We start from the raw sequence: 26,588 nt of genomic DNA, 5'->3' as shown, positions 1-26,588 counted from the left end.
AAAACAGCGTTCTCCCCGCCGCCATAGAGCGGCTATTTTTATGCAATAAATGAGGTGGTGATTGCTTGGAAAATGAAAAGGAATTTGAGAAAGAGACAGTCAGCAGGTTGTCAGCAATAGAAACAAAACTGGATATGCTCGTTGATAGTTGTGCCCCCTGCAGAGCAAAAATGGAAAACATAAATGATATGTCCCACGAAGCATTGCAGTCTGCTAAATCTGCGCATCATCGGCTGGATGAACATAAAAAAGAATTCAAAAAAGAACTGGACGCTTATAAAGAAAGTACACGCTGGACAATAGGCATATCTATAACTATTGCGAGTATTATCGTTGGCATTTTCGAATGGGTAGTCGGGAGGTGATCATAAAAATCGGTATCTAGGAAAGGAGTGAGAGCTTGAAAAATATACAAAAATATATGATTGAAGCAATAACGGGGGCGTTTATGCTCCTGTTTTTGTTTTGGTCCGTTGGTTATTTTGCCAATGCTCTGTACGGGACGAAGTTTGATATAAAGTCATGTTGGGATGGCTTTACGACCTTGGGAGGTGCGGGAGTATTGGCTATGGTTAAATACATCATGGACAGCTGGAAAAACAGTAGTGACGGCGATAAACCGTATGAAAGGAAAGATAAAAATGATAATAACAGTAACTAAGGCCGGAGCAGATATCGCAGCAGATGAACTGGACAAAATACAGCAGATCTTTAAAGAAAGCCATAATCCTAACGAAAGTATTATCAACACGTTCCCTGGTGCAACTTTTGACGGGCATACCGTTGACTTAGGCGGTAACGGGGAAATTTTTAAAACGGAGGTAAATGTTGACTATGAAAATTATTGATCTGTCCGCATGGCAGGAAAATGTAAACTGGCAAGCGATTGCCGATGCCGGCTTCGGCGGCGTCATTTTAAAAATTGGTGAACGCTCAAAACTTGACGAAATGTTTATAGCCCACGTCAATAATGCGGTTGCTCATGGCCTGAAATATGGCGTTTATTATTATGGCCATGCTGCTGATGTTGACAGCGCAAAAACCGAAGCGGCGCAAGTTGACGCGTGGATTAAAACCTATCTTAACGGCGTTAACCCAGAACTCGGTATTTGGTACGATGCAGAAGATAACAGTATGCTGACCGGTCCGCGAAATGTCGTATATCCGATCACGGCATTTATTACGAGCCTTAATGCCGCTGGCTATGGCTATGTTGGGCTGTACAGCTCGTATAACTGGCTGACGAACGTCATTGACCTTACTTGTCTTCCGGATTATGTGCCGATCTGGAGCGCGCAATACGAATATCATGAGGATAGTTTCAAGGCAGAGCACCCGGAGCGCATATCGAAAATATGGCAGCATACGGACCGTTACAGCGATGACTTACCGTATGATGCAAGCGAATATTATGAGTGAAAATTGAAAGGAAGTCTTAAATATGGCAGACACTACAACTCAGGAACAGACAGCAACCGTTGATCAGGCTGCAGCACAGGATACAGCAACACAGGAAACAGCAGAAACCACTCCAGCTCAGACCGTTAATGATGATACTACAGCAATCAAAGCCGACATTGAAGCTATGAAAGCCGCCAAGGCTGACCTTGAAGTCAAAAGTGCAGACCTATTCGCCGAAGAAATTAAAAATCTTGAGCAGAAGATTGAAAACGCTGAAGCGGAACTTGCAGCCAAGACCACAGAAACGGTCACGGCAGCGGAAACGGAAGTAACGAACTGGTGGGCAGATCATAAAGACGACGTGTTTAATGCGGCCAAGATCGCAGCTCTCATTTACATTGCGGTCCGACTGACTATGTAAGGAGGCCATTATGGCAGCTATAAATTTTATAAAGAGTCACAAAAAGATCATCTTATATGCGCTGGCCGCTATTATTTTAGGCATCAGCGCATATTTCATTTATCAATATCTGCATCTGGCCCAGCCGGTCACGATCGAATCACAGGAGCAAGCGGAAACACCGGCTGGCGTAGAAACTGCTGCAGATAATGCACAGGTGCCTATATCGACTGGTCAAGCGCAGGAGGCGGCACAGCAGATAAAATATATCGTCACGTCCGGGCAACAGCCGCAATATGTTGTTTACACGACAGCAGCGCAGGCACCGGCAGCCGAAAAGGTGGCGCAGGAAAAAGCCAATGCTGATTTTTCTATTTTGACGGACCCGGCAAATCCCACTGAAACGGTAGACACATCAGAATTGCCCGCTGACACGCAAATAAGCCTGAACCAGTACAATGTTCAAGCTTATAAAAAAATCCTTCATACAGTCAGCTACGCCCCCAAAGCGATAGATAATCCGAGTCCAAAAGAAATTGGTTATTCTGTTGCAAAGAAAATTACAAAAGACGGCAAGTATCTCGGCGTCGGTGTCGATTATAATTTTGATGACAAGGCGACGATTGTGAAATTAGAATATACGTGGTAAATAAAGACCGGAGCCTATAAAAAGGCTCCGGTCTTTTGCTTTGAAATTAAAAGAATTATAAATGGAAGTGCAAATTTTCCATCATTTGGAATAGGGTAACATAATCAAGGCTAAAATAATCACATATATCTGGTATTTTTGGATTACCTGATGGATTATGAGCGTTTAATCCGCCGGCTCTTTTTTCAAAAGTAACTATTTTATAGTGATTTTTTATTGATGCTGCTATTAACCATGGATCAGCGACAGACTGATCTGACCACTTGTCGAGAGCTCTATCATTGTAGTATTCACATCCACTTATATATGCTAAGACTTGACGGTATTCTTTTAACAAGGTTCTTTTTTTGCAATCTGTTATTTGTGATTTCAAAGAATCAATCCATTCAGATAAATCATCTTTACCAACTAATAATTCTTGCTCTACCGAATCTAACAGAACAAATTTATCCAAATTTTTTTTTAATTGTTTCCAAAAAGAAGGTGCCATCATAAACGGATAATAGGAATTTTTAGGAGTTATAAATGTATTTGAATCCAATAAGTATATTTCATCCATAATTAATAGACTAACCCTCTTTCCTGGAGTTGGTTATTTACCTTTGCAAATGTAGTTCTTTTCATATCAGTGAGACGATACGCATCAGTGTATCGTGTCTTTCCCTCTGCTAAACTGACTGTTAATGCATTAAAAAATCTATTATCTAATCTACTTATATTAGTGGCATAAAAATTACCACCAGAATTTTTAGCTTTAATATTTTTTTCATATTGGTTAATAGCTTTTTGGCTAATTTCTTCATAAAATCGTTTATCTATTTTTTTATGATCTAATGCCTTTCTTGCTATAGCAACTATACTGCTCGGTCCGAAAACAGTTTTTACTTGTTTCGCAATTGACATAATTTTATCTTGTAGATTTGTTATATGAGTGCTTTCAGCCAATTTAATATCCCAAATTTTAGAGAATATAGAATCTGGTATTAATATTTCTGCTGCTATTGCATTACAGACTACTTCTGATTCTGACACTTCACTGTCAATATCATTATTTATATTAAAAAGATCATTTTTACCAATAAAAATATGTGCCAATTCATGTAGTAAAGAAAATAATTTTCCGCTAGGGGAATCTACTGAATTTATGAATATTAAAGGTGCATAATTATCTATTAGTGTAAATGCTCTAAATTCATGCAAATCTAATTTTCTATGTGTATTTTGACCAACTACTCCATTTTGCATTATCAATACACCTAATTGAGAAATTCTTCCTTTGAGAAACTTAAACGCTTCATTAGGATCAGTATATTTTTCATACCATTTCATCTTTATGTCTAAAGCAGCTCGTATTTTTTCTGCAAACTGGATAGTAGAATTAACATGTTTTATATTTAACGACCCTACAATATCTACTGGAGAAAAATCATTATTTTGTAAGTACTCTCTCATCCATTCTTGCCTGTTTTCCATGGAATGGATAGTATCAAGTAAATTCCTACTTGGATTATCTAATTCTTTACTTTGCAATGTACGATAATCTAATAATAAGCATTTTTCTTCTGGAGGAGTTTTTAATAAAAAATACCCGAAAGGAATGCACATTTTTTTACTAATAGTTGAAATTTGATTAAAAGATAATTTTTTATTGTCAGTTTTACATTTACTTAATATATCCAAAATTTTTTTGTCATATGTTAACTTCAACATCCAATTAATAACATTATGACTAATTGCAACTTTTTCGCTGCTCATTATTAAGCACTCCTCTCTTTACAAAATAATTATATACATTTAAATATATTATATTCTATGTATTAAATATTTTTCCTATAACAATTATAAAAAAAACGGCAGAAAAATTCCTACCGTTTTACTTTAAATTTCCAAGTTTGTTGCCAATTTGTTGCCATAGGTCAGCGGACTATTTTATAAAAATACGTTATTCCCTTTAATCATACTGGTGCGCCCGATGGGAGTCGGACCCATGCACACGGCTTCGGAGGCCGATGCTCTATCCACTGAGCTACGGGCGCATGAACAACAGCTAATATTATAACATATACTGATAGTTTTTTCTATATTTTAAAATACACGAATGTAAAATTTTATTATATTTAATAATATAAACACTTTTGATATAATAAGCTTCCTGCTAATTGCGATCCTCTCATTCCGTTAGAACTTATTCTTCAATATTTTACATTTATTTTAATATTGCACATCTCCCCATATTGCGAAAAGAAATAAAAGACTATAAAATAACTACTATACTTTTATATTAAGGGGCATTTCACCATGAACATACAGAAAAAGGCTTTTTACACCGCTCTGCCACATACACTGCCTATTCTGGCAGGTTTTTTATTTTTAGGGATATCTTATGGTTTTTTCATGACCAGCAAAGGTTTTTCTCCCGTTTATCCTATATTCATGAGTATTTTGATCTACGCCGGATCCATGGAATTTATTACAGTCGGTCTTCTTATGTCTTCATTCAATCCTGCCGCCGCTTTTTTACTTGCGATCACAGTAAATGCCCGTCACCTATTCTATGGTATTTCTCTATTGGACAAATATAAAAATACCGGTAAAAAAAAGCTTTATCTAATTTTTGGTATGTGCGACGAAAGTTTTGTGATAAATTACACAGTTAAAATTCCTTCTGACACCGACAAAAGCTGGTTTATGGTCTTCGTGACAGCTCTTAATCATCTGTACTGGGCTGTCGGTGCTGCATTGGGCGCTATTCGCGGAAAATACTTTCAAATAAATACGCAGGGACTGGATTTTATTCTTGCCGCGCTATTCATAGTTATCATGCTTGAGCAGTGGTTGAATCAATCTGACCATGTACCTGCCATGAGCGGTCTTATAATTTCTATAATATGTCTTCTTATATTCGGCGATAATTTTATCATTCCGGCAATGATTCTGATGGTGTTTGCTCTGCTTATGCTGAAAAAATACAATGAGGTGCGCACAAATGCTGTCAACTGATGAAGCAATAATCACGATCGCTGCCGTTATAGGCGGAACCATGCTTACACGTTTTCTTCCCTTTGTTATTTTTTATCGTAATCGTACAACTCCTCTGTCGATAAAATATCTGGGCAATGTCTTGCCGACCGCCATTATAGCACTGCTCGTCGTATATTCATTGAAGGATACGGTCATATTATCCGGCAATCACGGCTTTCCCGAAGTCATTTCCACAACCGTCACTATCCTGCTGCATGTCTGGAAGCGCAATATGCTGCTAAGTATAGCTGCTGGAACAATAACGCATATGCTGTTGCTTCAGTACATTTTCTCATCATAACCGCGATTCTGCATTCCAAGGCTGTCACTTGCACATGCCCGATTTATTACCGATCAGAAGCATTGGTTATTTATTCATGTTATAATAAATAGGTTCGTGTTTCTGCTATACTTTCTTCCAGCTGAATTTGAATTTAAACGAAATGAGGAATTTTTTTGTTAGAACAAAATATTAATCCTGCTATTGCCAGAGAGTTGAGCATAACGTCCAAACAGGTGGATTCCGCCGTTAAACTTATAGATGAAGGCAATACAATTCCCTTTATAGCCCGTTACCGCAAAGAGGCTACAGGCGAATTAAAGGAAGAACAGCTGCGAGACCTGTCAGAACGGCTGACTTATCTGCGCGGTCTTGTGAAAAGGCAGGCAGAAATTTTAAATAGTATCATGGAGCAGGGAAAACTTACAGATGAATTAAGGATCTCTATAGATAAAGCGGTCAGGCTGCAAGAATTGGAGGACATATATCTTCCCTATAAGCAGAAAAAACGCACTCGCGCTATGATCGCCCGAGAAAAGGGACTGGAGCCGTTGTCTCAGCTCATTATTGCGCAGAATATAAATACCGGTGATGTTGCTTCTTTTGCCAAAGCATATATAAATGAAGAAAAAGAAGTTTCCTCTGTTGACGAAGCACTTGCCGGTGCCATGGATATAATTGCTGAAGCAGAGACAGAAAAAGCCGCTGTTCGTGCATGGCTGCGCAAGTTACTATGGCAGGAAGGCATTATTGAGACGATACGTGATGAGGAAAAAGATCCCGAGCAGGCTTTTCTTATGTACGCACAATACAGTGAACCGATACGCACGCTGCCTTCGCATCGCATCCTGGCGATAAATCGGGGAGAAAAAAGAGGTTCACTGAAAGTAAAACTTACTGTTGATCATAACAGAACTATTCAACGCTTTTGTGAAAAAGTAATTGTGCGCGCATCTATTTTCAGCGCCGTCATAACGGAAGCTCTCTCAGATGGTTACAAACGCCTTCTATTTCCTTCTCTTGAACGTGAAATAAGATCGCTGCTCACCGAAAATGCCGAAAAACAGGCTATTAATATTTTTGGTGCCAACCTTAAACAGCTGCTTTTACAAGCTCCGCTGGCAGGTCATGTAGTCATGGGATTGGACCCCGGTTACCGTACCGGCTGTAAAATGGCAATCGTAGACGCTACGGGACAGATACTTGACCATGGTGTTCTTTATATTACCATGAGTGATGACGCAAGAGAAAAATCAGCGGACAAGGTTCTCCATTTGATAAAAAAGCACAATGTCACATTGATTTCTATAGGCAACGGTACGGCTTCTTTTGAAACAGAGGAGTTTACCGCCAAACTTATTGAAGAAAATAATCTTAATGTACATTATCTTATCACCAGTGAAGCGGGCGCTTCCGTTTATTCGGCCTCAAAGCTTGCCGTTGAAGAATTGCCTGATTATGATGTAACGATCAGGGGTGCTGTCTCCATAGCCCGCCGCATACAAGATCCTCTTGCCGAACTTGTAAAAATCGATCCCAAAGCCATCGGTGTCGGACAATATCAGCACGATGTCAACCAGAAGGAACTCGGCAGCACATTGGATATCGTTATAGAATCAGCAGTAAATCACGTAGGAGTCGCTTTGAATACAGCTTCAGCAGCTTTGTTAAAGCACATTGCCGGTATAAATGCTACGGTCGCGAAAAATATCGTTAAATACCGTGATGAAAACGGCGGTTTCAAAACCCGTAAAGAAATTCTAAAAGTATCCCGTCTTGGACAGGCCGCCTACACTCAGTGTGCAGGATTTTTACGCATTGCCAATGGCAATATGCCTTTCGATAATACACCGGTACATCCTGAGTCTTACGAGCTTGCCGAACAGATTTTGGATAGGCTTGGTTTTTCGCTGTCAGATATGGCAGATAAGAAAAAAATGGATTTTCTAAAGGCAAAACTAAAATTGATAAAACCGGAAGACATAGCGGCAAAACTTGAAGCGGGTGTACCTACCGTACGTGATATAATGGATGCTCTTGCCAAACCCGGCCGCGATCCGCGTGATGATCTGCCTGCACCGCTGACGCGTAAATCTATCGTCAAGCTTGATGATATAAAAATTGGCACGGTTATGCGCGGTACTGTCAGAAATATCACAGATTTTGGTGTGTTTGTCGATATAGGTATAAAAACAGCAGGTCTTATCCATATTTCTGAACTAAGCTACAAAAGGGTCAAGCATCCTTTGGATGTTGTCTCTGTCGGTGACATTCTTGACGTCATGGTAATAAATGTCGATGCCGGCAGAAATAGAATAGGGCTCAGCCTTAAGCAAGTGCCAAAAGGAAAAAATGTCTGATGAAACTACTAGAAAAAACTGTAAATAATATAAAGAATGTCAATGACATAAGATTGACCTCGGCCGGAAAAATATTGGCAGCAACTTTGAATAAAAACAACGCTCTCGGCGGCCTATCCGACATATTCTTCAGCTATGCCTCAATTACAAATCAGTCTGATCCGCAGCCGCTCAAAAAAGCTGCTGTTATAGCCTGCAGTGATCATGGTGTCTGTGATATGAATGTAAGCGCATATCCGCAAAAAACCACTGTTGATATGACACGAAATTATCTCATCAGCAAAGGTGCCGTAGCCAACGCCATGACAAACTTTTCTGACGCAAAAATGCTCGTAGTCGACATGGGAATTGCTGCAGATATGAGCACTTTACCGGGACTTATCAATAAAAAAATAGCATGGGGAACAGAAAATTTTGTATATGGGCCGGCAATGACACGCGATTCCGCCATAAAATCTATAGAATCTGGCATAAAGCTTGCTGACAAGCTCGCAGCTGAAGGCTATAACTGTTTTTTACTCGGCGAAATGGGTATAGCCAATACCACGTCCAGTGCAGCTATCGCGGCATCTGTATGCGGCTTGAACCCAGAGCAGGCCACCGGCAGAGGAACTAATATATCCGACAGCAGACTGAAAATAAAAATTGATGTTGTAAAAAAAGCACTTATCACAAATAAACCGGATCCCCATGATGGGCTGGATCTGCTGTCCAAGATAGGAGGTTTTGAGTTCGGCTGTCTCGCCGGTGCCATTCTCGGCGCTGCCGCCAATGACTGTCTGATAATCCTGGACGGCTTCAATACGTCAGCCGCAGCTCTTATTGCCCAAGCCATATGTCCCCTGTCTGCCAAACATATAATGCCTTCGCATCTCGCCGGTGAGCCCGCACATCAGGCAGCCCTGCAGAAACTCGGCTTGTCTCCATATATAGATTTGCGCCTGCAGCTCAGTGAAACGGCAGGTTCTTCTGTAATTGCCCGCTTTATTGACTTAACTGTACAATTATATAATATGCTGAAGGCAGACAATCTGCCCGCCGATGTGATCTCATTTGATCAGCTGCCGCATCAGCCTTATGAGACAGACGAGAATATAGTGAATCTGTGCCAGGAGCGCATAGATAATTTGACAAAACCAATAAAATGCCTGGGAAAATTTGAAGATATAGCTATTTTTTTGGCAGGATTTTTAAAAAAAGTTAATCCCGTTATGAATGATATAATACAAAACAAAGTCTCATTGCTGCCATACATTTTTGATATGAGCCGCTGCCTAAAAATATCTGTCACCAACGCGTATGCCGCTGAAAAAATTGGTCTCATACTTATCGACGGAGCGCTTCACATGCTTAACGATATGAAAACATTTGCAGAAGCTGCCGTTTCTGTTGCCAATGACGGCCCAGGCGCCGGCAGACAAAAGGAAATTTAAGGTTGCATAATGAAAAAAAAATTCTTTAAGGAAATCACAAAATTCTTTGCAGTAATGCTTATTTTTTTTCTGCTGACTGCCCCTGTGATAATTTTGTTCGGCCCTTTTGCAAATTTAAAACGCACTGTTGTGGGTGCAATATTAAAAAGCAAGCACCCGCAATACATAACATGGCTCTTTTCGCAGGATGAACTCAATAAAATAGTAGGAAACAACGATTCCCCCCAAGAACAGGAACTGCTGAAATTTACGGCAAACACCAGCGAATCCTTAAAATTGCATACTATCGAATCAGCCCGCTATAAAGGCTTCGTACTGGAAATTCCAGACCCCAAGCGCATACAGATAGCCACGTCTGACCAACTTGGCGAAAAGGGAGAAACGACCAGTAATATTGCTATTGATAACAAAGCCGTCGCGGCAATAAACGCCGGTGGTTTTTATGACGACAACGGAACAGGAACAGGCCGTAAACCTTATGGTTTCATCATACACAATAAAGAATTTCTCTTGGGACAGGATTATCTGCCGGAAGAAACCAATGAATTTGTCGGTTTTAACCAGGAGGGCAATCTGCTCGTCGGCAAATACAGTAAAAGAGATCTGCAGCAAATAGGCGCACAGGAGGGAATTTCTTTTGGTCCTCCGCTCATATTAAACGGGAAAAAAATGATCACAAACGGTGACGGCGGCTGGGGAATAGGTCCGCGCACAGCTATCGGCCAGCGCAGAGACGGGACTATTTTATTTTTAGTAATTGACGGCCGTCAGCCGCCGTATTCTCTTGGTGCCACATTAAGTGATGTTCAGGATGTTTTATATGAAGAAGGTGCCTATACAGCCGCAAATTTGGACGGCGGCTCCAGCTCCACTTTATATTTCAACGGATCGGTCATCAACAAACCCGCAGACCTTCTTGGTGAAAGAATGATACCAACAGCATTTATCGTAAAATAGGAGAGCTTTATGAGTCTTTGGAAAATATTCTTATCCTTTATTTTAGTGATTATAATTCAATGCGGCACATATTATTATATAGACAGTGTCATTCTGGTTGCTACAGAAAAATTTCATATCAATGATGAAGCACAGCAGACACTTGACCTCGATGCGGATGGACATACACTTTATTCTTATGATAAAAAATTTGCAGCAAAAGTAGCAGATGATCAGGTGAGTATTTATTCATTGGGAGACAAAACCGAAAATACACACAATATTGAGCTGGACGGCGAAAAAGTATCATTTTTTGAATGGCTGCCTGATCGCAATCTGGCTATTTTAACTCTTTATGGAATAAATCCGCAGACTAAAAAATATGAGGTACTTATCAGGCAGTATAATCCTCTTATGCCGGAAAACAAGGCAGAAACTGAGCTGAAAAATATTCCCGCAGACAGCAAGATTGTTGATGTGGCATATTCTACCGCCACTAATGTAATCTATATGAAATTGCAGGTCGGCGAAAACAAATTTCAAATATACCGTACAGATGCCAATTATGATACGCGCCGCATTTATGTACAGGCAGAAAATATAGGTAAAATAGCAGTATTTCCCGACAAAGATATCTTGCTTTACGATAATTTAAAATCAGGAACAGTCTATATGTTTAACGGGGGTTCCGGCGGTTGGCGGACAATATCTCCCGCCGGCCGGTTCCGCCTCTTGGGTACAGCAAATGAAAATATCTTCATCGCAAAATGCGATCAGCAGAATAATAACGCCATACTCGCAGCTTATCAGGGAAAACTCGGCATAGGTTTCGAAAAAATTATAGCTTACGAAAAACCCGAAGAATTTTCAAAAATAACTTTGGAAAAAATACAAAAAATATAACTTTCATATCAACACTTATAATGAAAATGCCATAATTACGCTTTTTGTGAAACAAGTTCAAAAGGCAGCGGATGAAAAACAAAAGCTGCTGGCTAACAGGGAACTATTGTGTCATAATGGATTACAGCGTATCAATAATTATTGAAAGAGGTGCCTGCCATGTTAAAGGATTTAATCATCAAAAATCGCTCATATAGAAGATTTTATCAGGAAAAATCTATAAGCACAGCTGTTTTGGAAGAATTGGTCGATTTGGCCAGAAATTCACCATGTGGTGCCAACAAACAAAATCTGAGATTTTTTCTGTCTGCCGACAACGAAAAAAACAGCATTATCAATAAATGCATATTTTGGGCCGGCTATTATACTGACTGGGACGGTCCTGAAGATGGCGAAAAACCAAGCGCATATATAGTCATCGTGAAGGATACATCTGCCGGCAGCGGCATGGAGCAGGATGAGGGCATTGCTGCGCAGAGTATTCTTCTTGGTGCAGTCGAAAAAGGTATGGGTGGATGTATTATTGCCAACATTAACAGAAAAGATTTGAAGCAGCTGCTTGCGCTTGAAGAAAAATATGAGATTGCTCTGGTGCTGGCAATCGGTTATCCAAAAGAAAAAGTGGTCATTGAAGAATTGAAGCAAGATAACGATATTAAATATTGGCGCGATGAAAAACAGATTCATCATGTTCCCAAGAGAAAATTAGATGATTTGATCCTAAATTAAAATTTTATACCGTCAGTTTTATATTTAATGGACAGGATATTTATATCCGCCGTCGCAAGGAGAGATCTATATGAACTGGAAAAAATTTGCGTCAATTATTCTTGCCGTTGGGGTTGCGGGAGCTATCCTCAGCGGCTGCGGCGCAACAGAAAAAAAAGACGCAGCGGATTCTGCTGACAAGGAAATAAAAATAGGAGCGACTGCCGGTCCGCATGCTGAAGTTGCGGAAGAAGTTGCTAAAGAAGCTGAAAAACAAGGTATAAAAGTAAAGGTCGTCGAGTTTTCAGATTATCTTATGCCCGATACCGCATTAGCCGAAGGACAATTGGATTTAAACAGCTATCAGCATGCTCCCTTTCTGCAAAATTTCACACAGCAGAATAATGCCGATTTGATTCCCATCGGTACTACCATCCTTATGCGCATGGGAATTTACAGCAACAAATACCATGATATAAAAGACATTCCCGACAATGCCACGATAGCCGTTCCAAACGATCCTACAAATGGCGGACGCGGCCTCATGCTCTTGGAAAAAGCCGGCCTTATTAAGCTCAAAGAAGGAGTGGGTTTCAAAGCCACGACAGCCGATATTGCCGAAAATCCAAAACACTTGAAAATTCAGGAACTGGAGGCTGCGCAGCTTCCGCGCAGTCTGGATGATGTTGACGCGGCAGCTATCACCATGAATTATGTGATGAGCGGCGGCCTTGATGTAAAAAAACAAGGAATATTCCTGGAAGACAAAACAGAACCTTTAGCAGTTATGATACTAGCTGCAAGAGCAGCGGACAAAGATAATCCGACCTATAAAAAAATAGCGGAGATATTTCATTCCCCGGCAGTAAAACAATTTATTGAGGAAAAATACAAGGGAACGATTGAACCCGCAGAATAATAACATATAACAGATCGTAAATAAAAAACCGTGCTTACATTAATCTTCCAAATTAATGTAAGCACGATTTTTTATTTATAATAATTTCTATCAAAAAAGGCCTAAAATTTCTCATTCAAAGACAACGATCCAAAAACATTTCATGTTATCTGCATAATTTTTTACACTATATGAGCACTAAAAGATATATGATAAGATAAATATCCATAATAAAGTTATTTTCTTATTTTTTTTAGAAGATTATGATAAAATAATTTTTCCGTGATTATTTTATACCCAAGTCATACAGTATTTTGTTTTTGCCGTTGGCATGAATAGATGTCCTCAATAGAGCAGTTCAATATTTTAGCCAGCATCAGCAATTTTTCCACGCGCGGTATAGAGATTCCAAGCTCCCATTTACCAACGGTAGCACGGTCTACCCCAATTTTATCTGCCAGCTGCTTTTGCGTAAATCCTAATTTTATCCTTTTCTCCTCGATGATGTTCATCTTCTCACTCCTTGATTTATAATAGATAATATTTTCTCATAATCTTATTATATAGCTAACATTCTCATTGTCAATATAATTAGAGAATTTATTCTCATATACAAGAGAAAATTTAGCTCTTATAATTATGTATGAGGTGAACTATATGCTCGGAAGCAGATTAAAGGAACTTAGGATACGAAGAAAAATGAGTCAGCAAAAACTGGCTGATATGGTCGGTGTCAACCGAACCACCATAGGAAAATATGAATTGAAAAATGTTCGTCCGGCTTATGAAGTATTGGAAAAGATGTGCCGTATCCTGCATACAACGCCTGAATATCTGAGCGGTTTTGATCAGATATATCCATTGCATGAAGAGGAACCGTTGGAGCTTATCAACTTTATCAGAGAAGAAAACTATACTTTAAACGGCATGCCGGTTACCCAAAAGGAAAAAGAACGTCTTTCGAAGATTATTGAAGTCTTATACGGTGATGATGAAATAAAACCCAATAAATACAAGAAGAAATAAAACTGAAAAAATCGCGCCTTATTCTGTCAGTTGCGCCTTATTCTGTCATAAGATATAATTTATCTGTACAGTAATAACAGTATAAGGTGCAAAATTTATGGCAAAAGAAATGAAAAACGGATATACTACCGGTTCCTGCGCCGCAGCCGGCGTAAAAGCGGTGCTCCTGTTTATGCTGAATAAAACTATATCCACAGAAGTTGAATTGACTGCTCTAAGCGGAGAAAAACTAATCATCCCCATCAAATATATCAATATTTCAAAAGACGGCATATGGGCCGAAGTGATCAAAGATGCGGGCGACGACCCAGACATAACACACGGCGTATCCGTTTTCACCAAAGTGACGTTGAATAATAATAGTGCCGTCAAATTTTTTGCCGGTGACGGTATCGGCATAGTCACAAAAGAGGGCCTTTCCGTACCGGTAGGACAGCCTTCAATAAATCCTGGACCGCGCCGAATGATGACAACAGTAGTACATGAGCTGCTGCCTGAAGGACAAGGCTGCGATATTACTATTTCCATCCCTGCCGGGAGAGAGCTGGCCAAGCGCACATTAAATCCGATACTTGGTATAGAAGGCGGCATTTCTGTGATAGGCACAAGCGGCGTGGTGCGCCCTATGTCGGAAGAAGGTTTTAAAAACTCTCTCACCCCTCAGATAGATGTGGCCCTGGCCGCAGGTTTTTCTGATCAGATTTTCGTCCCGGGAAAAATCGGTGAAAATATAGCCGTAGCTTTAGGCCTGCCGCGGCAGGCCATAGTACAAACAAGCAACTTTATAGGTCACATGCTTGAATATGCCGCCGACAAAAATTTGAACGGTGTTTTACTTCTCGGCCATTTAGGAAAGCTGGTCAAGGTATCAGCCGGTAATTTTTACACACACAGTAAGATTTCTGATGCCAGACTGGAAACAATCGCAGCTTATTCAGCCTTTTTGGGAATGGAGCAGGCGGGTATAAAAAGAATTTTTAACTGTATCACAACTGAAGCTGCCATGACAATAATTAAAGAATATCATCTTGAACAAGAACTTTACCCGCTTTTATGTGAACGTGCCAGCATCCGTTCTATGCAGCATGTGTTTCAAAAGCTGAAAATCGGAACAGTAATGGCTACACTGAAGGGCGAGCTTCTGGGAATGGATGAAAACGCAAAAAGGATAGGCGAAAAATTACATTGGAATATAAAATAACAGTAGTAGGTATCGGCCCCGGATCAAAAGATTATATTTTGCCGATTGCTTTAAAGAAAATCAATGAAGCTGAGGTTTTAGTCGGCGGAAAACGTGCATTGGCAGACTATGCATCAGAAGGCCAGAAAACAGCACCGATCACGGCAGATATACAGGCTGTAATCGCTTTTATACGCACACAATCATTAGAAAAAGATGTAGTGGTAATGGTATCGGGAGATCCCGGATATTACTCCTTATTACCGGCGCTGCGCAACGAATTTACGTCATCCAGGCTGGAAGTCATTCCCGGTATAAGTTCCATGCAAATGGCCTTTTCACGCATAGGCATTCCCTGGCAGAACGCAGACCTCATGAGCCTTCACGGAAGACTCCCCGATTATGCATCGCTTGCCTATGAAAAAGGGCGCATTGTTGGAATGCTGACGGATGACGAACATAATTCACAGCGCATAGCAATGCTCCTGCTTGATGCCGGATGGCCACAGAACACACCTGCCTACATATGTGAACATCTCTCATACCCTGATGAAAAAATTTTCGCCGTCAGCCTTTTGGAAGCCACGGCCAGAGATGCCGTAAGGCATTGCATAATGGTGGTGATGGGATAATGCATATACCGGGAATCAGTGATGATTTATTTATCCGCGGCAACGTGCCGATGACAAAAGAAGAAATACGCATCCTGACCTTATGCAAAGCATCTATTCGCAGCGACAGCATCGTTCTTGATATAGGCGCCGGTACAGGATCGCTTTCTGTCGAGGCGGCTCTGATGGCTGAAAAAGGACATGTATATGCCATAGAAAGAAAACCAGAGGCGGCAGCCTTGATCAGGAAAAATGCTGCAAAATTTAATGTCGAAGCCAGACTTTCTGTGATAGAAGGAACTGCGCCCGATGCCATGAATAAAATAGATAATTATGATGTAGTTCTCATCGGCGGCAGCGGCGGTAATATTTCGGAGATACTTGACGTGATCACCGCACATATCAATCCGGGAGGAAGGATCGTTGCCAACGCAATCACCGTACAAAACACTGCTGCTATCCTTGATTATATGAAGCAAAACGATATGTATGAATATGAATCCATTCTCATTCAGGCCAGTCGTCTCAGAAAGGCGGGAGCTTACGACATGATGATAGGAATGAATCCCGTTTATATAATAACGTGCCGCGTAAAATGAAAATACAGTCCGGTATAGCCTCTTACGGGGTTATGCCTGACTGTATTTTCATTTTATGGACATGCATTGCCATGAAGCTCCTAGTACAAATTTTCCGTTCAGAAAAGCTGAACCCTTCTGCCGAAAACACCTTCCCCTCATACGCAGCGTCTGTATCTTCATTATGATTGTATCATTAATACATACCGGCGCTTTTATTTTGACCTTGCGGACAGCAGTAACAACGAATATCTCCGATTCCGCCGGAGCAATCATCCGTGAACCGGCACCACCGCATTGCATCAATGATTCCAAAAGTATCATCGACGGTACATAAAGGTTTCCCCCAAAGTTTTGATAAAAAATGATATCATTGTCATATTTTTTACTTCCGATGATAACTCCATTATCAACAGATAATATTTCATCGACGAATAAAAATGGTTCCCGCTGCGGTAAAAAATCTTTAATTGTTTTCATCAAAAGACTCCATAACTATTTTTTGCAATACAATTTTATCGACTTTGCCATTTGCATTTAAAGGAATTTTTTGCAAAAAAATTATTTTTTGTGGAGAATACCCAGCATTCTGCCGGCAAAAATGAAAAATTTCTTTTATTTTTATATCATCTGTTTTCGATACGATTGCCGCAGCTAATTTCTCTCCCCGCAGCTTATCGGGAAAAGCAAATACAGCTGCATCTTCCACCTGAGGATGTTCTTTAAGATAAAACTCTATTTGTTCAGGCTGTACCTTCACACCGCCTATATTTACAGTACCACTTTTCCTGCCGTAAAGAGTAAGATATCCATCGCCGCTGATAGAACCGAGATCTCCTGCAGTTGCCTTAGGCCTTCTCGACGGAATCAGGTAAGGACTTTCAACCCAGACCTCACCATCCACTATCTGAGCGCTGACTCCGGGAAACAGCTTCCCTGTGCTGTACGGCCTTTCAAGCAGATCGTGCATATCCGCATAACTCACATGGCCGAGCTCGCTCGCACCATAGTACTCCGTGATAGAAGCCGCAGGAAAATACGCATGCAGCTGAACAACTGTTTTTCTGTCTATTTTTGCGCCTCCTGTTACCAACGATGTTACACCGATATCAGGAAGTTTTACAGCCTTTAAAAGGATACTATAATGTGCAGGGACCATAAAGACTGCACTTACAGAATACATCTGCATTTCCCTTAGCCATGTTTGAGGCAGCCTGTTTCTTGCAACTATGACTGAAGCACCGGCAAAAAAAGCGTGTATACATGCATTCAAATTAGCAGTATAGGCCATCTCGCCGACAAGATAAAGAACATCCCGTGCTCCGATATTAAACAATTTACTTTGCCATGGAAATGCTGCCATCCAGCTTTTGTGATCACGCAAAACTATTTGGGGAATGCCAGTAGATGATCCAGAGCTCATCGCTCCAAGAAATATGTCTTCCGGCCTTAAACCAGGACATTGATGAACAGCCTTATTTTTGAAGTCCTCCAATGCGGCTTTCTTGGTTATCCCGTGTTCTTTCATCAATCGTTCTGCCAGTTTTGCCGGTATCCTGCTATTGGCCATTACACATATGCCGCCTGCCTTGATGATTGCAAAAAAACACAGGAGCTGCCGTATGGGATCACTTTCCTGAAGAAAAATCTTTTCACCTTTTTTTATAAAATCTGCAGAATCTGCCATCATCGAACTTTGGTTTTCCAAAAATCCATATGTGATTTCCGTACCATTAAAACTGAGACAAATTTTATCCTTCGGCTGACATTTGAGCAGATCAGTTATAAGCATTTACATTTATCCTTTGCAGAAGTATTGCTGTTGAAAGCCCGCCCACAGCACCGATGGATGCAATTCCCATTTTTCCACGCCTTTTTTTTAAAGCTTGCAGCAGATGCAGCAGAATTATTGCACCGGAAGCCCCATATGGATGGCCAAAAGCAATAGCTCCTCCCAAGCTGTTAAGTTTTTCAAAAGACAAATCAAGCTGACGGCAGCACGCTATCATTTGAACAGCGAAAGCTTCATTTATTTCCACTATATCTATGTCGTCTTGCAGTGACAATTTCTGCATCTGCAGCATTTTTCTCATCGCATAAACAGGCCCCAGCGGAAAAATATTGGGATCACAGCCCAGCGTGACTGCCGGAGAAACAACGGCTTGCACCGTAAGTCCATATTCGGCCGCAGCTTCAGCCGAAGCCAATAATACAAAGGCAGCTCCATCATGCTTGAGACAGGAATTACCGGCAGTAATACTGCCGTTTTTAACAAAAGCACTTTTCAAGCGGGCAAGCAATTTCAAGTTCATGTTTTGCTTTGGTCCTTCATCTTTATCAATGCACTTTCCTTCTGAATTCAAAGGCAGGATAATGTCTGATAAAAAGCCGTCTTTTTGTGCGGCTGAAGCCTTTTTATGACTATTCAGGGCAAATTCATCCATTTCCGAACGCGAGACCGCAAAATCCGCCGCCATCGTTTCTGCCGCACTGCCAATGTCAGGGTTTCCCACCCACTCCGGTGAAAAAGGCGCTTGTTCATAATAAAAATCAGGCCCCTTATAGCGAGGATCATTAGCATGGAGCCGCCTGCTGGGAGCCAAAGAATTACTTTCTGCGCCACCCGCAATAACAAGCTGTGCGCGGCCTGACTCTATCATAGCCGCTCCCATATCAATCGACGTAAGCCCGGAACCGCACTGCGCGTCAACAGTAAATGCCGGTACTGAATACGGCCATCCTGCTTCCAAAACACAAACTCTGGCAATATTTCCCCCGGGACCGACCACATTACCTGCAACAACAGCATCTATACTTTCCGGTGTAAGCGAATATTTTGCCAAAATGCCATTGAGGACAGCCGCAGCTAATTTTTCCGGAAGAAAGCTTTTCAAACAGCCATTTTTTTTACCAATTGGTGTGCGTAAGCCTCCTATCAGATAAGTCTCAGCCATCCCTTCTCACTGCCCCCGGAATATTCCTGCGCAAAGTTCTTGCCAATACCGTCGTCACCAAGGCCTTCAGTAAATCTCCAGGAAGAAAAGGAAGTGCTCCCGCAAAAAAAGCCTGCCCGACTTCCAGATGTGTAACAAATATCAGCCAGGGAATCGCTATTGCGTATACTACAAGCATACCGCCGATGATGTTTGCCGTCAATAAACGTGCCCAATTATTGCTGCTGCCGATACAAAAAGAAATTATATATGCTCCGACCAGAAAACCGGCATAATATCCGCCGCGCGGTCCCAATAAAACCCCCATCCCTCCGGCAAAACCGGAAAATACCGGTAGTCCTGCTGCACCGAGCAGGATCACTATCAGCACACTATATGCCGCTCTTTTCGGAGGCAGTACACTTGCCGCAAGCATTACCCCCAGACTGATTCCTGATATAGGGACCGGTCCTATGGGAATCGAAATGAAACCAAGAACAATAATAAGTGCTGCAAAAAGTGCGGAATAAACAAAACCTTGTAATGATGCTGTACCTTTTGTCAAAATATCCCCTCCTGTATTATTTTATATAACGGTTAAATTATCTGCCGCTTTATCACTGCCGTATATGCTGCTTTTTATAATCTTAGCAGGACAAAACAGTTTTTTTAATTTATTTGGTTATTGACTGTCAAAAGTATAAATTATTATGCAAAAATAGTCAACTTTTCAGTATCAATCAGTTTACCAAATAAAAAAACCCCATAAAGGGGTAATAAATATTACTAAAAATATTGCGGCCGAGTCATTATAAAAAAACGCTCACTTTATAAATTTGTCTATGGCGGTCTTTAGTTTTTCAATCGTCTCATTATCATTTGTTTTAGCCGCATCAACTATGCAGTGCTCCATATGATCCTTCAGAATCAGCTTGGAAACATTTGTTACGGCAGCATTAATCGCTGCCAGCTGAATCAAAACATCGCTGCAGTCACGTTCACTTTCGACCATACGGCGGACAGCCGTCATATGACCGATAATACGTGCCATACGATTTAATACAGCATGTGTCTGCGTGTGCTTATGAGTATGCGCATGAGCGTGATGTACGGCATTTTCATCTGCGTGCAGTTCAGCATAATCATCTTCACGCAGATCGATTTCAATGCCATTTTCTTCATTTTTCACTTTTTTCAGAGCCATCAGCTTCATCCTTTTTTTTCAATAAAAAAAGTTCTCTATTATATTCATTATATTTGTCCATCGACATCAACACTAAATTTTTACCGTTTGCCCGCTGAATAATAAGTACTTCATTTTCATCGACAGCCTGCTCTGCATATACGGTAAATTCTTTGAGAAAAGCTGAGGACGGTATTACCTTCATAAAATTCTCCTGTTCAACACGAACTCTTGCCAAATTTGGGATGTGATACCGGCTTCAGACTCAATCTGTGAACAATATTCATCGCTTCCGCAAAACTTACATCAAAACGCTCTCCGAATCGTTCAAAAATGCACAGAGGATTCAGCATGCCTATTTCAGATGCCGGCATATAAACATATTCTTTATTGATACCATCACCATAGATTGTTCCGCTTTTTAAAGCAGCTTCTGTCATTGTCGGCATAAAAAAACCCCCTTAATTCAAAACATATTTCTTCGCCATAAGAATATAGCACAGCAGCCCGCCAAAAATATAGCAAGCACGGATACATATATAAATCCCATGGGATCATCACTGAAAGGAATCGCCACATTCATTCCGAAAAAACCGGATATAGCAGTCGGAATAGCCAGTATAATCGTCACTGCCGTTAAAAAACGCATTACAAGATTCAGATTGTTGGACATGATCGAAGAAAAAGTATCAGCCATACGTGATAATATAGTGCTGTACATGTCTCCCATTTCACGAGCCTGTTTATTTTCTATGATTACATCTTCGAGCAAATCCTCATCTTCCTCATAAACCTTTATAATTCCCTGCACAGTGTGATTTAAACGTATACGCATAAGTTTATCCAGCACGGCAGCATTTGATCGCAAAGAAGCATTAAAATATGTGAGGCCTTTTTGCAGTTCAAGCAGCCGCAGAATTTCTCGATTCTGCAAAGAATCACGCAGCCTTATTTCTATTTCATCAGATAATTTATCGATCTGCCTAAGATAACGAAGATAATAAGTTGCTGATTTGTAAAGTATCTGCAATAAAAACCGAGTTTTTTTAAAGGTTCTGAAATTATTGCTTATCTGCTGATTAAATTCAGATATTACTGGTGTATCTTCCAAACATACAGTAATAATATGCTCGCTGGTCAAAATAATAGCCAGCGGAAGAGTATCATACATTTCCGGTCCTCTCATTACCGGCAAATTAGTAAGTACCATAATGGAATTATCTTCTACATCTATATGTGACCGTTCTTCATTATCAAGCGCCGACCGAAGAAAATCCGGTTCAACCTCTGTCAAATTGCTGACTACTTTCAGCTCGTACGGCGTGGGAGAAACTATATTGATCCAGGCTCCCTTTTCCAGTGTTTTTAAACTTAATTCCTGCAGAGGCCCTGATTCCAATGATTTATATATTTTAAGCATGATTTATGATGAAATCTCCCTTCAAAATTGGAAGCACATAGCATAAACCACAAGGATGTATGGTGCATACTTCCAGATTATTCTATTGTATAAAAGCACCGTCGCGGATGGTCTGCATCCATAATCCTCGCCTCTTCTTCTAATAATTGATAGAAATATCCACTAAAATATTACCCTAAACCATATGATAAGTCAATGATTTTAGCATTAATAACACATAAAATTTGACAACAGATTATTTAGTTGCTATAATAATGAAGCATTGCGCTGGAGAGGTGTCCGAGCGGTTTAAGGAGCTGGTCTTGAAAACCAGTGATACGGCAACGTACCGTGGGTTCGAATCCCACCCTCTCCGCCATATAACAGTAAGCTTTAAGGTCTGCCGAGGGGCAGGCCTTTTTTGTTGTCCAGTGACTTCTGACAGCCTGCTTTTTCTATTACAAATAAAAGTGTCGCAAATTGCTGATATTACCCAATTTATTCGCCCATACAAATTATCTTCCATTAAAATTTCTCTTGCAGCTTATCTATAAATTCCTGTTAAAACAGTCTGAAGATAGCTTCCTCCCGTTTCGACAATAGAAAATTCTCCATTTGCGAAACACCAGCTTGCCATCATTCCTCTGACACTGGTTTCTAAATATAAAAATGTTTTTTCAGCAGTATATCCGTCCATAAAAATACCTGCTTTTTCTCCCTGCTGCAGCAATTCTTTCAGCTTTATACTAAAAGTACGTTTATCAAGATGTTCGCACGGCCCTGGCACACAAGCAGAAAAATTCATGGCATACGCCAGACAAGTCAATTCATAGCCTATATATTCCGTAAAGGAAAATTCCAGCATCAAAAATTTTTCAATTTTATCCTGCACTGTCGCCATTGGATCAGCCAATATAAATTTTTCAAACTTTTCATTTATAAAAGCTGTCATATCAGCATAATAACAAATATAGATTGAATAGCTTATGTTATTTTTTAGCAGATTGAAAATTTATTTTAAAAAATGTCATATTATTGTCACATATTCTGAAGAGCAATATGCTATCTTATACATGTAAAAAGTAAATAAATATTTACAATAAGAAAGAGTGACTAATATGTTCAAGTTAAAGGCAAAAAAACTGACTGCGCTAATACTTTCCTCCTTTATGTCCATAACAGTTTTAGGAACAACGCTTGCCGAGGCGCATCCGAATGATAATCCTCCGCCACGGCAGGAAGAACCACGCCACCCAAAACACAATGAAGATGGACATTCCACTGGCGAAGTGACCACAGCTGCCATTGCCGGTGCCGTGGTCGGTGCCGTAATAGCTAAAAACACTTGATTTTATTAAATAAAAGAAAGAAGTAATAATGTATGCTTAAGTCACCAAAAGGAAAAATAACGGCTTTTGTATTATCAGTACTTGCCGCAGCTAATATATTCGGTGCGACCATCGCGTCAGCCAATCCGCACGGCAATTTCCCGCCGGATCGTTACGATGCTCCGCCGCCTCATCATTATCACCATCATAGACATTGGGTCGACGGTCATTGGTCCCATGGTCATTGGATCGATGGACACTGGGATAATGATCGTCGTTGAACTTTCATCAATTTATATTTTGCCATAAAAACTGCCCCCCATGAGCTGGATCTAAAAAATCCAACTCATGGGGGGCAGTTCAAGACAGCAGCGTTTTTTATATAAGAAAGGATGCCCTCCTCAGCCAAGCTGATGATTATTTTAAATTGTGCTCATCAGCTACTTTATAAACAAATTTAACCGCAAAATAGATGGCATCTTTGGTAATCTGTTCGCACAAATGCGGAGGATCATTCGGTGAAAACCCACGCGGACGCAATTCTTTACATTCTATACTACTAAATTCATTTTGAAATGCATTTACATATTCATGGCATATATCTGCTATCTTATCTTGTTCTAAATCTTTCTCCTTAAAATATATGCCAAGAAACATCAGCATTCCCTGAACTAAACCGCACTGCAATCTGTTTCTTCCTGCGCTTAGCCCTGATACAGCAGAAAATATTTGCTGGCTTACTTCCATTTCAAATATCTCACTTAATATTTTTAAAGAGGTTGCCGCACAACAATAATCATATTTCCAATAACAATCATGAACTCTTATATTTACAATATTTTTCAATGGCATTATTATCACCTTCTTTGTATGAGATGGCAATATTATAGCATAAAGAACAGTCGGTAAAAAAGCTTATTTCATCCTCTCAAATAAAGACCAAAAATTACGCCATGTTAAATAAATTCTTATGCGGCTATTATACTCCCATCAAAATTTTAAAAAACACAATATTATTTATAGATCCATATTTCCACGATGGCGGTCGTTCCAATATTTTTTTCACTTTCATAGTGAATTTCTCCGCCTAAGAGTTCTAAAATCCTCTTTACTATGGACAGTCCGAGGCCGCTCCCCTGCTTTTTGTGGGATTCTTCGCATTGATAGAATTTATCAAAGATCTTAGACATTTTTTCGTTTTCAATGCCGATTCCCTCATCCTGAAAACTGACAATCAGTTTATTTTCTTTTATGTACTCATTAATATGGATCGTGCTGTTTATTGGGGAATATTTCATTGCGTTATCAATAAGATTTATCCAGACCTGCATCATAAGCGATTTATCAGATTCTACGACTGCTTCACAAAAATTCAGATCAAACTTATGTCCACTCTCACTCCATTTTTGTGACAGCAAAATAACTGCACGGCGAAGTTGTTCATCCACCCGAACCTTATCATTTCTTACAACAATTTTTTTATGATCCAAATGTGACATTTGCAGCATATCCTCACCGAGTATTGATAATCTCCTTGCTTCCTGATATATAAGTGTCAAATATTCTTTTTGCTTTTGTTCTTCAAGCAGCTCATCCAAGAGCAGTTCCGCGACACTCGTAATTGCGGCAACAGGTGTTTTTATTTCATGGGAAACATTGCTCATAAAATCTTTGCGCATGTAATCCATACTTGAAAGTTCTTCTGCCATTTTATTTACATTGGCGGCCAGTTCATCAAGTTCGTTAGCGTAAAGATAACTTCCTTTTTTCCGTTCATCACGTTCGATCCTGACATTGAAGTTTCCTTCTGCAATCTCATTTACGACCGGATTTAATTCTTCGATAGGCTTTAATAACCGCCCGAAAATTATGTATAGTGTAATCCCTCCGCTGATCATACTTAGAATACATGCCAAAAAACACATGATAATCCCCGAAACTAAGGTAATGGGGCCATGATAAAACAGCCATGCTCCTACTACGACAATACTGCAGGAAATCAGACAAGCACAGCATAATGTAATAATAGATATAAATGTAATGTAAGGACGAAGACTCATCTTCCTATTTTTCATTTGCCACCATCTGGTACATTAACTTTCGCTTTATAGCCCAGTCCTCTGATCGTAACGATCTCAAAATCTGCACCGGACTCAAATCTGCGGCGAATTTTTTTAATATGGGCATCAACGCTCCGTCCATCAGCCTCTGATTCCATACCCCATATCTCATCCATAATTTCAAGCCGCGTAAAAATTTTATTGGGATTGCTGAGCAGAAGGAACAGCAAATAAAATTCTTTAGGCGGAATACTGTATTCCTTCGAATCAACCTTGATCATAAGTGTACTATAATCGAGAATCATCCTTCCTATGACCAATTTCTGTTCATTGGCAATTTTCGCTCGTCTGAGCAGTGCATTCACTCTGAGAACCATTTCTTTAAGATTAATCGGCTTAATCATGTAATCATCTGTTCCCGCTTGAAATCCTTTTTCTAAATCCTCCATCTGTCCCTTCGCGGTGATCATGAGAATCGGCAGCTTATACGCCGCTTCTCTGAGTTCCCGCGTAAGCTTATATCCATTCATTATCGGCATCATAATATCTGTAACCAGCAAGTCTATATATTCTTTATCAAGTATTTCCAATGCTTCTTTACCATTGAATGCCGAAAAAGTCTTGAATTTTTCATACTTTAATTTTGCACAGATCATTTTATTTAAAGTCTCATCATCTTCAACAACTAATATGGAAAATATGAGCCCACCTTCTTCCCGCAATATTTCTGCCTATAATATAAAGCTCCCTCAGAGTGGCATTCTCTAAAGGGAGCTTTATTATCTTATTTATTTTCCTGCAAGTTTAAAAACACCTGGATAGATTATCTCTGCACGGAGTCATAATCAATAGTCACCCCGACTCCAAAGTGAATAAAAAGTTCAGGATATCCTTCTACAGGCAGCCAATAGGATATGATCGTTTTATCGCCAAACTCTATTTTTTTGAATGCGGATTGCTGCTTACTCAACGCCTGATCAGCCAAACAGCCTCTGTGTGCCTCAGGCGCGCCGTGGGTTGCACAGTTCATCCCCTTTATCCTTCCGATCGCTGCACAAGCATCATTAACGGCGATAACCTCTCTGCTTTTATGTACCAAAGTAGCAGGTTCCGGAAAGTTCCCCCACATAAGCTGAAATGCTTCGATTACTCTTTGATCAACTTCTATTTTTGATTTTTCCTTTACTCTCTGCTCTGCCTTTATAGCTTTTGCTGAACCATTTGCACTCATTTCTATTTTCCTCTCATTGCCAATATCATGTTTGATACTGTTTTTTCTTTAATGAGATGATTATATACTG

General features: G+C 40.2%; 36 protein-coding genes and 2 tRNA genes. 21 read left to right on the top strand and 17 right to left on the bottom strand.

Annotated elements, in window-relative coordinates:
• The first annotated feature begins 65 nt into the window (after positions 1-65).
• The 6 genes from I6758_RS01335 to I6758_RS01310 are packed head-to-tail and all read left to right on the top strand — an operon-like array spanning position 66 to position 2,450.
• A complete protein-coding gene (locus I6758_RS01335) occupies positions 66-365 on the top strand; it encodes a hypothetical protein (protein WP_196603421.1) in 300 nt (99 codons plus the stop codon).
• Positions 366-400: 35 nt separating this feature from the next.
• Positions 401-661 (top strand): hypothetical protein, encoded by a 261-nt coding sequence (locus I6758_RS01330; protein ID WP_196603420.1) that lies wholly within the window; start codon positions 401-403, stop codon positions 659-661.
• Complete coding sequence (locus tag I6758_RS01325) at positions 642-848, top strand: hypothetical protein (protein ID WP_196603419.1); 207 nt, start codon at positions 642-644, stop codon at positions 846-848. Before I6758_RS01330 ends, I6758_RS01325 begins: the two co-directional genes overlap by 20 nt.
• Positions 835-1,419: a GH25 family lysozyme gene (locus I6758_RS01320; RefSeq protein WP_231038451.1), complete on the top strand. Its 585-nt coding sequence runs from the start codon at positions 835-837 to the stop codon at positions 1,417-1,419. The genes I6758_RS01325 and I6758_RS01320 overlap by 14 nt, the downstream gene beginning before the upstream one ends.
• A gap of 22 nt (positions 1,420-1,441) precedes the next feature.
• On the top strand, positions 1,442-1,822 hold the full coding sequence (locus I6758_RS01315) for a hypothetical protein (RefSeq protein WP_196603417.1): 381 nt from the start codon (positions 1,442-1,444) through the stop codon (positions 1,820-1,822).
• 10 nt (positions 1,823-1,832) lie between these two features.
• On the top strand, positions 1,833-2,450 hold the full coding sequence (locus tag I6758_RS01310) for a hypothetical protein (RefSeq protein WP_196603416.1): 618 nt from the start codon (positions 1,833-1,835) through the stop codon (positions 2,448-2,450).
• 55 nt (positions 2,451-2,505) lie between these two features.
• Here I6758_RS01310 and I6758_RS01305 read toward each other — a convergent pair whose 3' ends face one another.
• From I6758_RS01305 to I6758_RS01295, 3 genes are all read right to left on the bottom strand, one after another.
• Positions 2,506-3,009, bottom strand: coding sequence for a DUF4411 family protein (locus tag I6758_RS01305; RefSeq protein WP_196603415.1), 504 nt, complete (start codon positions 3,007-3,009; stop codon positions 2,506-2,508).
• Between the two features lie 2 nt (positions 3,010-3,011).
• Complete coding sequence (locus I6758_RS01300) at positions 3,012-4,205, bottom strand: ImmA/IrrE family metallo-endopeptidase (protein ID WP_196603414.1); 1,194 nt, start codon at positions 4,203-4,205, stop codon at positions 3,012-3,014.
• 206 nt (positions 4,206-4,411) lie between these two features.
• Positions 4,412-4,486, bottom strand: a tRNA-Arg gene (locus I6758_RS01295).
• Positions 4,487-4,748: 262 nt separating this feature from the next.
• Here I6758_RS01295 and I6758_RS01290 point away from each other — a divergent pair.
• The 8 genes from I6758_RS01290 (at position 4,749) to I6758_RS01255 (ending at position 13,010) form a co-directional block, all read left to right on the top strand.
• A complete protein-coding gene (locus tag I6758_RS01290; RefSeq protein WP_196603413.1) occupies positions 4,749-5,450 on the top strand; it encodes an AzlC family ABC transporter permease in 702 nt (233 codons plus the stop codon).
• Positions 5,437-5,772, top strand: a complete 336-nt coding sequence (locus I6758_RS01285; RefSeq protein WP_196603412.1) for a branched-chain amino acid transporter permease — start codon at positions 5,437-5,439, stop codon at positions 5,770-5,772. The genes I6758_RS01290 and I6758_RS01285 overlap by 14 nt, the downstream gene beginning before the upstream one ends.
• Positions 5,773-5,927: 155 nt before the next feature.
• On the top strand, positions 5,928-8,111 hold the full coding sequence (locus I6758_RS01280; protein ID WP_196603411.1) for a Tex family protein: 2,184 nt from the start codon (positions 5,928-5,930) through the stop codon (positions 8,109-8,111).
• Entirely contained in the window at positions 8,111-9,544 is a 1,434-nt protein-coding gene (locus I6758_RS01275) for a nicotinate-nucleotide--dimethylbenzimidazole phosphoribosyltransferase (protein ID WP_196603410.1), read from the top strand. The genes I6758_RS01280 and I6758_RS01275 overlap by 1 nt, the downstream gene beginning before the upstream one ends.
• 9 nt (positions 9,545-9,553) lie before the next feature.
• On the top strand, positions 9,554-10,501 hold the full coding sequence (locus tag I6758_RS01270) for a phosphodiester glycosidase family protein (RefSeq protein WP_196603409.1): 948 nt from the start codon (positions 9,554-9,556) through the stop codon (positions 10,499-10,501).
• Between the two features lie 9 nt (positions 10,502-10,510).
• A complete protein-coding gene (locus I6758_RS01265) occupies positions 10,511-11,383 on the top strand; it encodes a hypothetical protein (protein WP_196603408.1) in 873 nt (290 codons plus the stop codon).
• 159 nt (positions 11,384-11,542) lie between these two features.
• Entirely contained in the window at positions 11,543-12,112 is a 570-nt protein-coding gene (locus I6758_RS01260) for a nitroreductase family protein (protein WP_196603407.1), read from the top strand.
• Between the two features lie 70 nt (positions 12,113-12,182).
• Entirely contained in the window at positions 12,183-13,010 is an 828-nt protein-coding gene (locus I6758_RS01255; RefSeq protein ID WP_196603406.1) for a MetQ/NlpA family ABC transporter substrate-binding protein, read from the top strand.
• Between the two features lie 281 nt (positions 13,011-13,291).
• On the opposite strand, the gene I6758_RS01250 is transcribed toward I6758_RS01255, so the two are convergent.
• Positions 13,292-13,501 (bottom strand): helix-turn-helix transcriptional regulator, encoded by a 210-nt coding sequence (locus tag I6758_RS01250; RefSeq protein WP_196603405.1) that lies wholly within the window; start codon positions 13,499-13,501, stop codon positions 13,292-13,294.
• 127 nt (positions 13,502-13,628) lie between these two features.
• Here I6758_RS01250 and I6758_RS01245 point away from each other — a divergent pair, with 127 nt between their 5' ends.
• From I6758_RS01245 to cbiT, 4 genes are all read left to right on the top strand, one after another.
• Complete coding sequence (locus tag I6758_RS01245; RefSeq protein ID WP_330998005.1) at positions 13,629-14,015, top strand: helix-turn-helix domain-containing protein; 387 nt, start codon at positions 13,629-13,631, stop codon at positions 14,013-14,015.
• Between the two features lie 97 nt (positions 14,016-14,112).
• Entirely contained in the window at positions 14,113-15,216 is a 1,104-nt protein-coding gene (gene cbiD, locus I6758_RS01240; RefSeq protein WP_196603403.1) for a cobalt-precorrin-5B (C(1))-methyltransferase CbiD, read from the top strand.
• Entirely contained in the window at positions 15,201-15,827 is a 627-nt protein-coding gene (cbiE, locus tag I6758_RS01235) for a precorrin-6y C5,15-methyltransferase (decarboxylating) subunit CbiE (protein WP_196603402.1), read from the top strand. Before cbiD ends, cbiE begins: the two co-directional genes overlap by 16 nt.
• On the top strand, positions 15,827-16,405 hold the full coding sequence (cbiT, locus tag I6758_RS01230) for a precorrin-6Y C5,15-methyltransferase (decarboxylating) subunit CbiT (RefSeq protein WP_196603401.1): 579 nt from the start codon (positions 15,827-15,829) through the stop codon (positions 16,403-16,405). The genes cbiE and cbiT overlap by 1 nt, the downstream gene beginning before the upstream one ends.
• Before the next feature lie 48 nt (positions 16,406-16,453).
• Here the strand turns inward: cbiT and I6758_RS01225 are convergent, their stop codons facing one another.
• From I6758_RS01225 to I6758_RS01190, 8 genes are all read right to left on the bottom strand, one after another.
• Positions 16,454-16,864, bottom strand: coding sequence for a 3-hydroxyacyl-ACP dehydratase FabZ family protein (locus tag I6758_RS01225; RefSeq protein ID WP_196603400.1), 411 nt, complete (start codon positions 16,862-16,864; stop codon positions 16,454-16,456).
• Entirely contained in the window at positions 16,851-18,176 is a 1,326-nt protein-coding gene (locus tag I6758_RS01220) for a class I adenylate-forming enzyme family protein (RefSeq protein ID WP_196603399.1), read from the bottom strand. The genes I6758_RS01225 and I6758_RS01220 overlap by 14 nt, the downstream gene beginning before the upstream one ends.
• Entirely contained in the window at positions 18,163-19,338 is a 1,176-nt protein-coding gene (locus tag I6758_RS01215) for a thiolase family protein (protein WP_196603398.1), read from the bottom strand. The genes I6758_RS01220 and I6758_RS01215 overlap by 14 nt, the downstream gene beginning before the upstream one ends.
• Complete coding sequence (locus I6758_RS01210) at positions 19,331-19,882, bottom strand: biotin transporter BioY (RefSeq protein WP_196603397.1); 552 nt, start codon at positions 19,880-19,882, stop codon at positions 19,331-19,333. Before I6758_RS01210 ends, I6758_RS01215 begins: the two co-directional genes overlap by 8 nt.
• Before the next feature lie 258 nt (positions 19,883-20,140).
• Positions 20,141-20,521 carry a metal-sensing transcriptional repressor gene (locus I6758_RS01205; RefSeq protein WP_196603396.1) on the bottom strand — a complete coding sequence of 127 codons (381 nt, stop codon included), beginning with the start codon at positions 20,519-20,521 and terminating at the stop codon, positions 20,141-20,143.
• Positions 20,496-20,705: a type II toxin-antitoxin system Phd/YefM family antitoxin gene (locus I6758_RS01200; protein ID WP_196603395.1), complete on the bottom strand. Its 210-nt coding sequence runs from the start codon at positions 20,703-20,705 to the stop codon at positions 20,496-20,498. The genes I6758_RS01205 and I6758_RS01200 overlap by 26 nt, the downstream gene beginning before the upstream one ends.
• 13 nt (positions 20,706-20,718) lie before the next feature.
• Complete coding sequence (locus I6758_RS01195; protein ID WP_196603394.1) at positions 20,719-20,949, bottom strand: hypothetical protein; 231 nt, start codon at positions 20,947-20,949, stop codon at positions 20,719-20,721.
• Between the two features lie 17 nt (positions 20,950-20,966).
• Positions 20,967-21,920: a magnesium transporter CorA family protein gene (locus I6758_RS01190; RefSeq protein ID WP_196603393.1), complete on the bottom strand. Its 954-nt coding sequence runs from the start codon at positions 21,918-21,920 to the stop codon at positions 20,967-20,969.
• 269 nt (positions 21,921-22,189) lie between these two features.
• Between I6758_RS01190 and I6758_RS01185 the strand changes: the two genes are divergently transcribed.
• Positions 22,190-22,278 (top strand) — tRNA-Ser (locus I6758_RS01185).
• Positions 22,279-22,443: 165 nt separating this feature from the next.
• Here the strand turns inward: I6758_RS01185 and I6758_RS01180 are convergent.
• Positions 22,444-22,800 (bottom strand): hypothetical protein, encoded by a 357-nt coding sequence (locus I6758_RS01180; protein ID WP_196603392.1) that lies wholly within the window; start codon positions 22,798-22,800, stop codon positions 22,444-22,446.
• A gap of 217 nt (positions 22,801-23,017) precedes the next feature.
• On the opposite strand from I6758_RS01180, the gene I6758_RS01175 reads away from it, so the two are divergent.
• Together I6758_RS01175 and I6758_RS01170 are read left to right on the top strand one after the other, a co-directional pair.
• The gene (locus tag I6758_RS01175; protein ID WP_196603391.1) at positions 23,018-23,248 is read left to right on the top strand and encodes a hypothetical protein; all 231 of its coding nucleotides are present in this window, start codon (positions 23,018-23,020) and stop codon (positions 23,246-23,248) included.
• Positions 23,249-23,280: 32 nt separating this feature from the next.
• Positions 23,281-23,508: a hypothetical protein gene (locus I6758_RS01170; RefSeq protein WP_196603390.1), complete on the top strand. Its 228-nt coding sequence runs from the start codon at positions 23,281-23,283 to the stop codon at positions 23,506-23,508.
• Between the two features lie 136 nt (positions 23,509-23,644).
• Here the strand turns inward: I6758_RS01170 and I6758_RS01165 are convergent, their stop codons facing one another.
• The 4 genes from I6758_RS01165 to I6758_RS01150 form a co-directional block, all read right to left on the bottom strand.
• Positions 23,645-24,073: a C-GCAxxG-C-C family protein gene (locus I6758_RS01165; protein WP_196603389.1), complete on the bottom strand. Its 429-nt coding sequence runs from the start codon at positions 24,071-24,073 to the stop codon at positions 23,645-23,647.
• A gap of 167 nt (positions 24,074-24,240) precedes the next feature.
• Complete coding sequence (locus I6758_RS01160) at positions 24,241-25,302, bottom strand: HAMP domain-containing sensor histidine kinase (protein ID WP_196603388.1); 1,062 nt, start codon at positions 25,300-25,302, stop codon at positions 24,241-24,243.
• Positions 25,299-26,009: a response regulator transcription factor gene (locus I6758_RS01155; RefSeq protein WP_231038450.1), complete on the bottom strand. Its 711-nt coding sequence runs from the start codon at positions 26,007-26,009 to the stop codon at positions 25,299-25,301. The genes I6758_RS01160 and I6758_RS01155 overlap by 4 nt, the downstream gene beginning before the upstream one ends.
• A 101-nt stretch (positions 26,010-26,110) precedes the next feature.
• Positions 26,111-26,518 (bottom strand): hypothetical protein, encoded by a 408-nt coding sequence (locus I6758_RS01150; protein ID WP_231038449.1) that lies wholly within the window; start codon positions 26,516-26,518, stop codon positions 26,111-26,113.
• Positions 26,519-26,588: the final 70 nt, after the last annotated feature.

It is taken from the genome of Pectinatus haikarae, assembly GCF_015732185.1.
GTDB classification, from domain to species: Bacteria; Bacillota; Negativicutes; order Selenomonadales; family Selenomonadaceae; genus Pectinatus; species Pectinatus haikarae.
The sequence above is the reverse complement of the archived record's forward strand: the minus strand, read 5'-3'. Positions and strand labels throughout refer to the sequence as shown.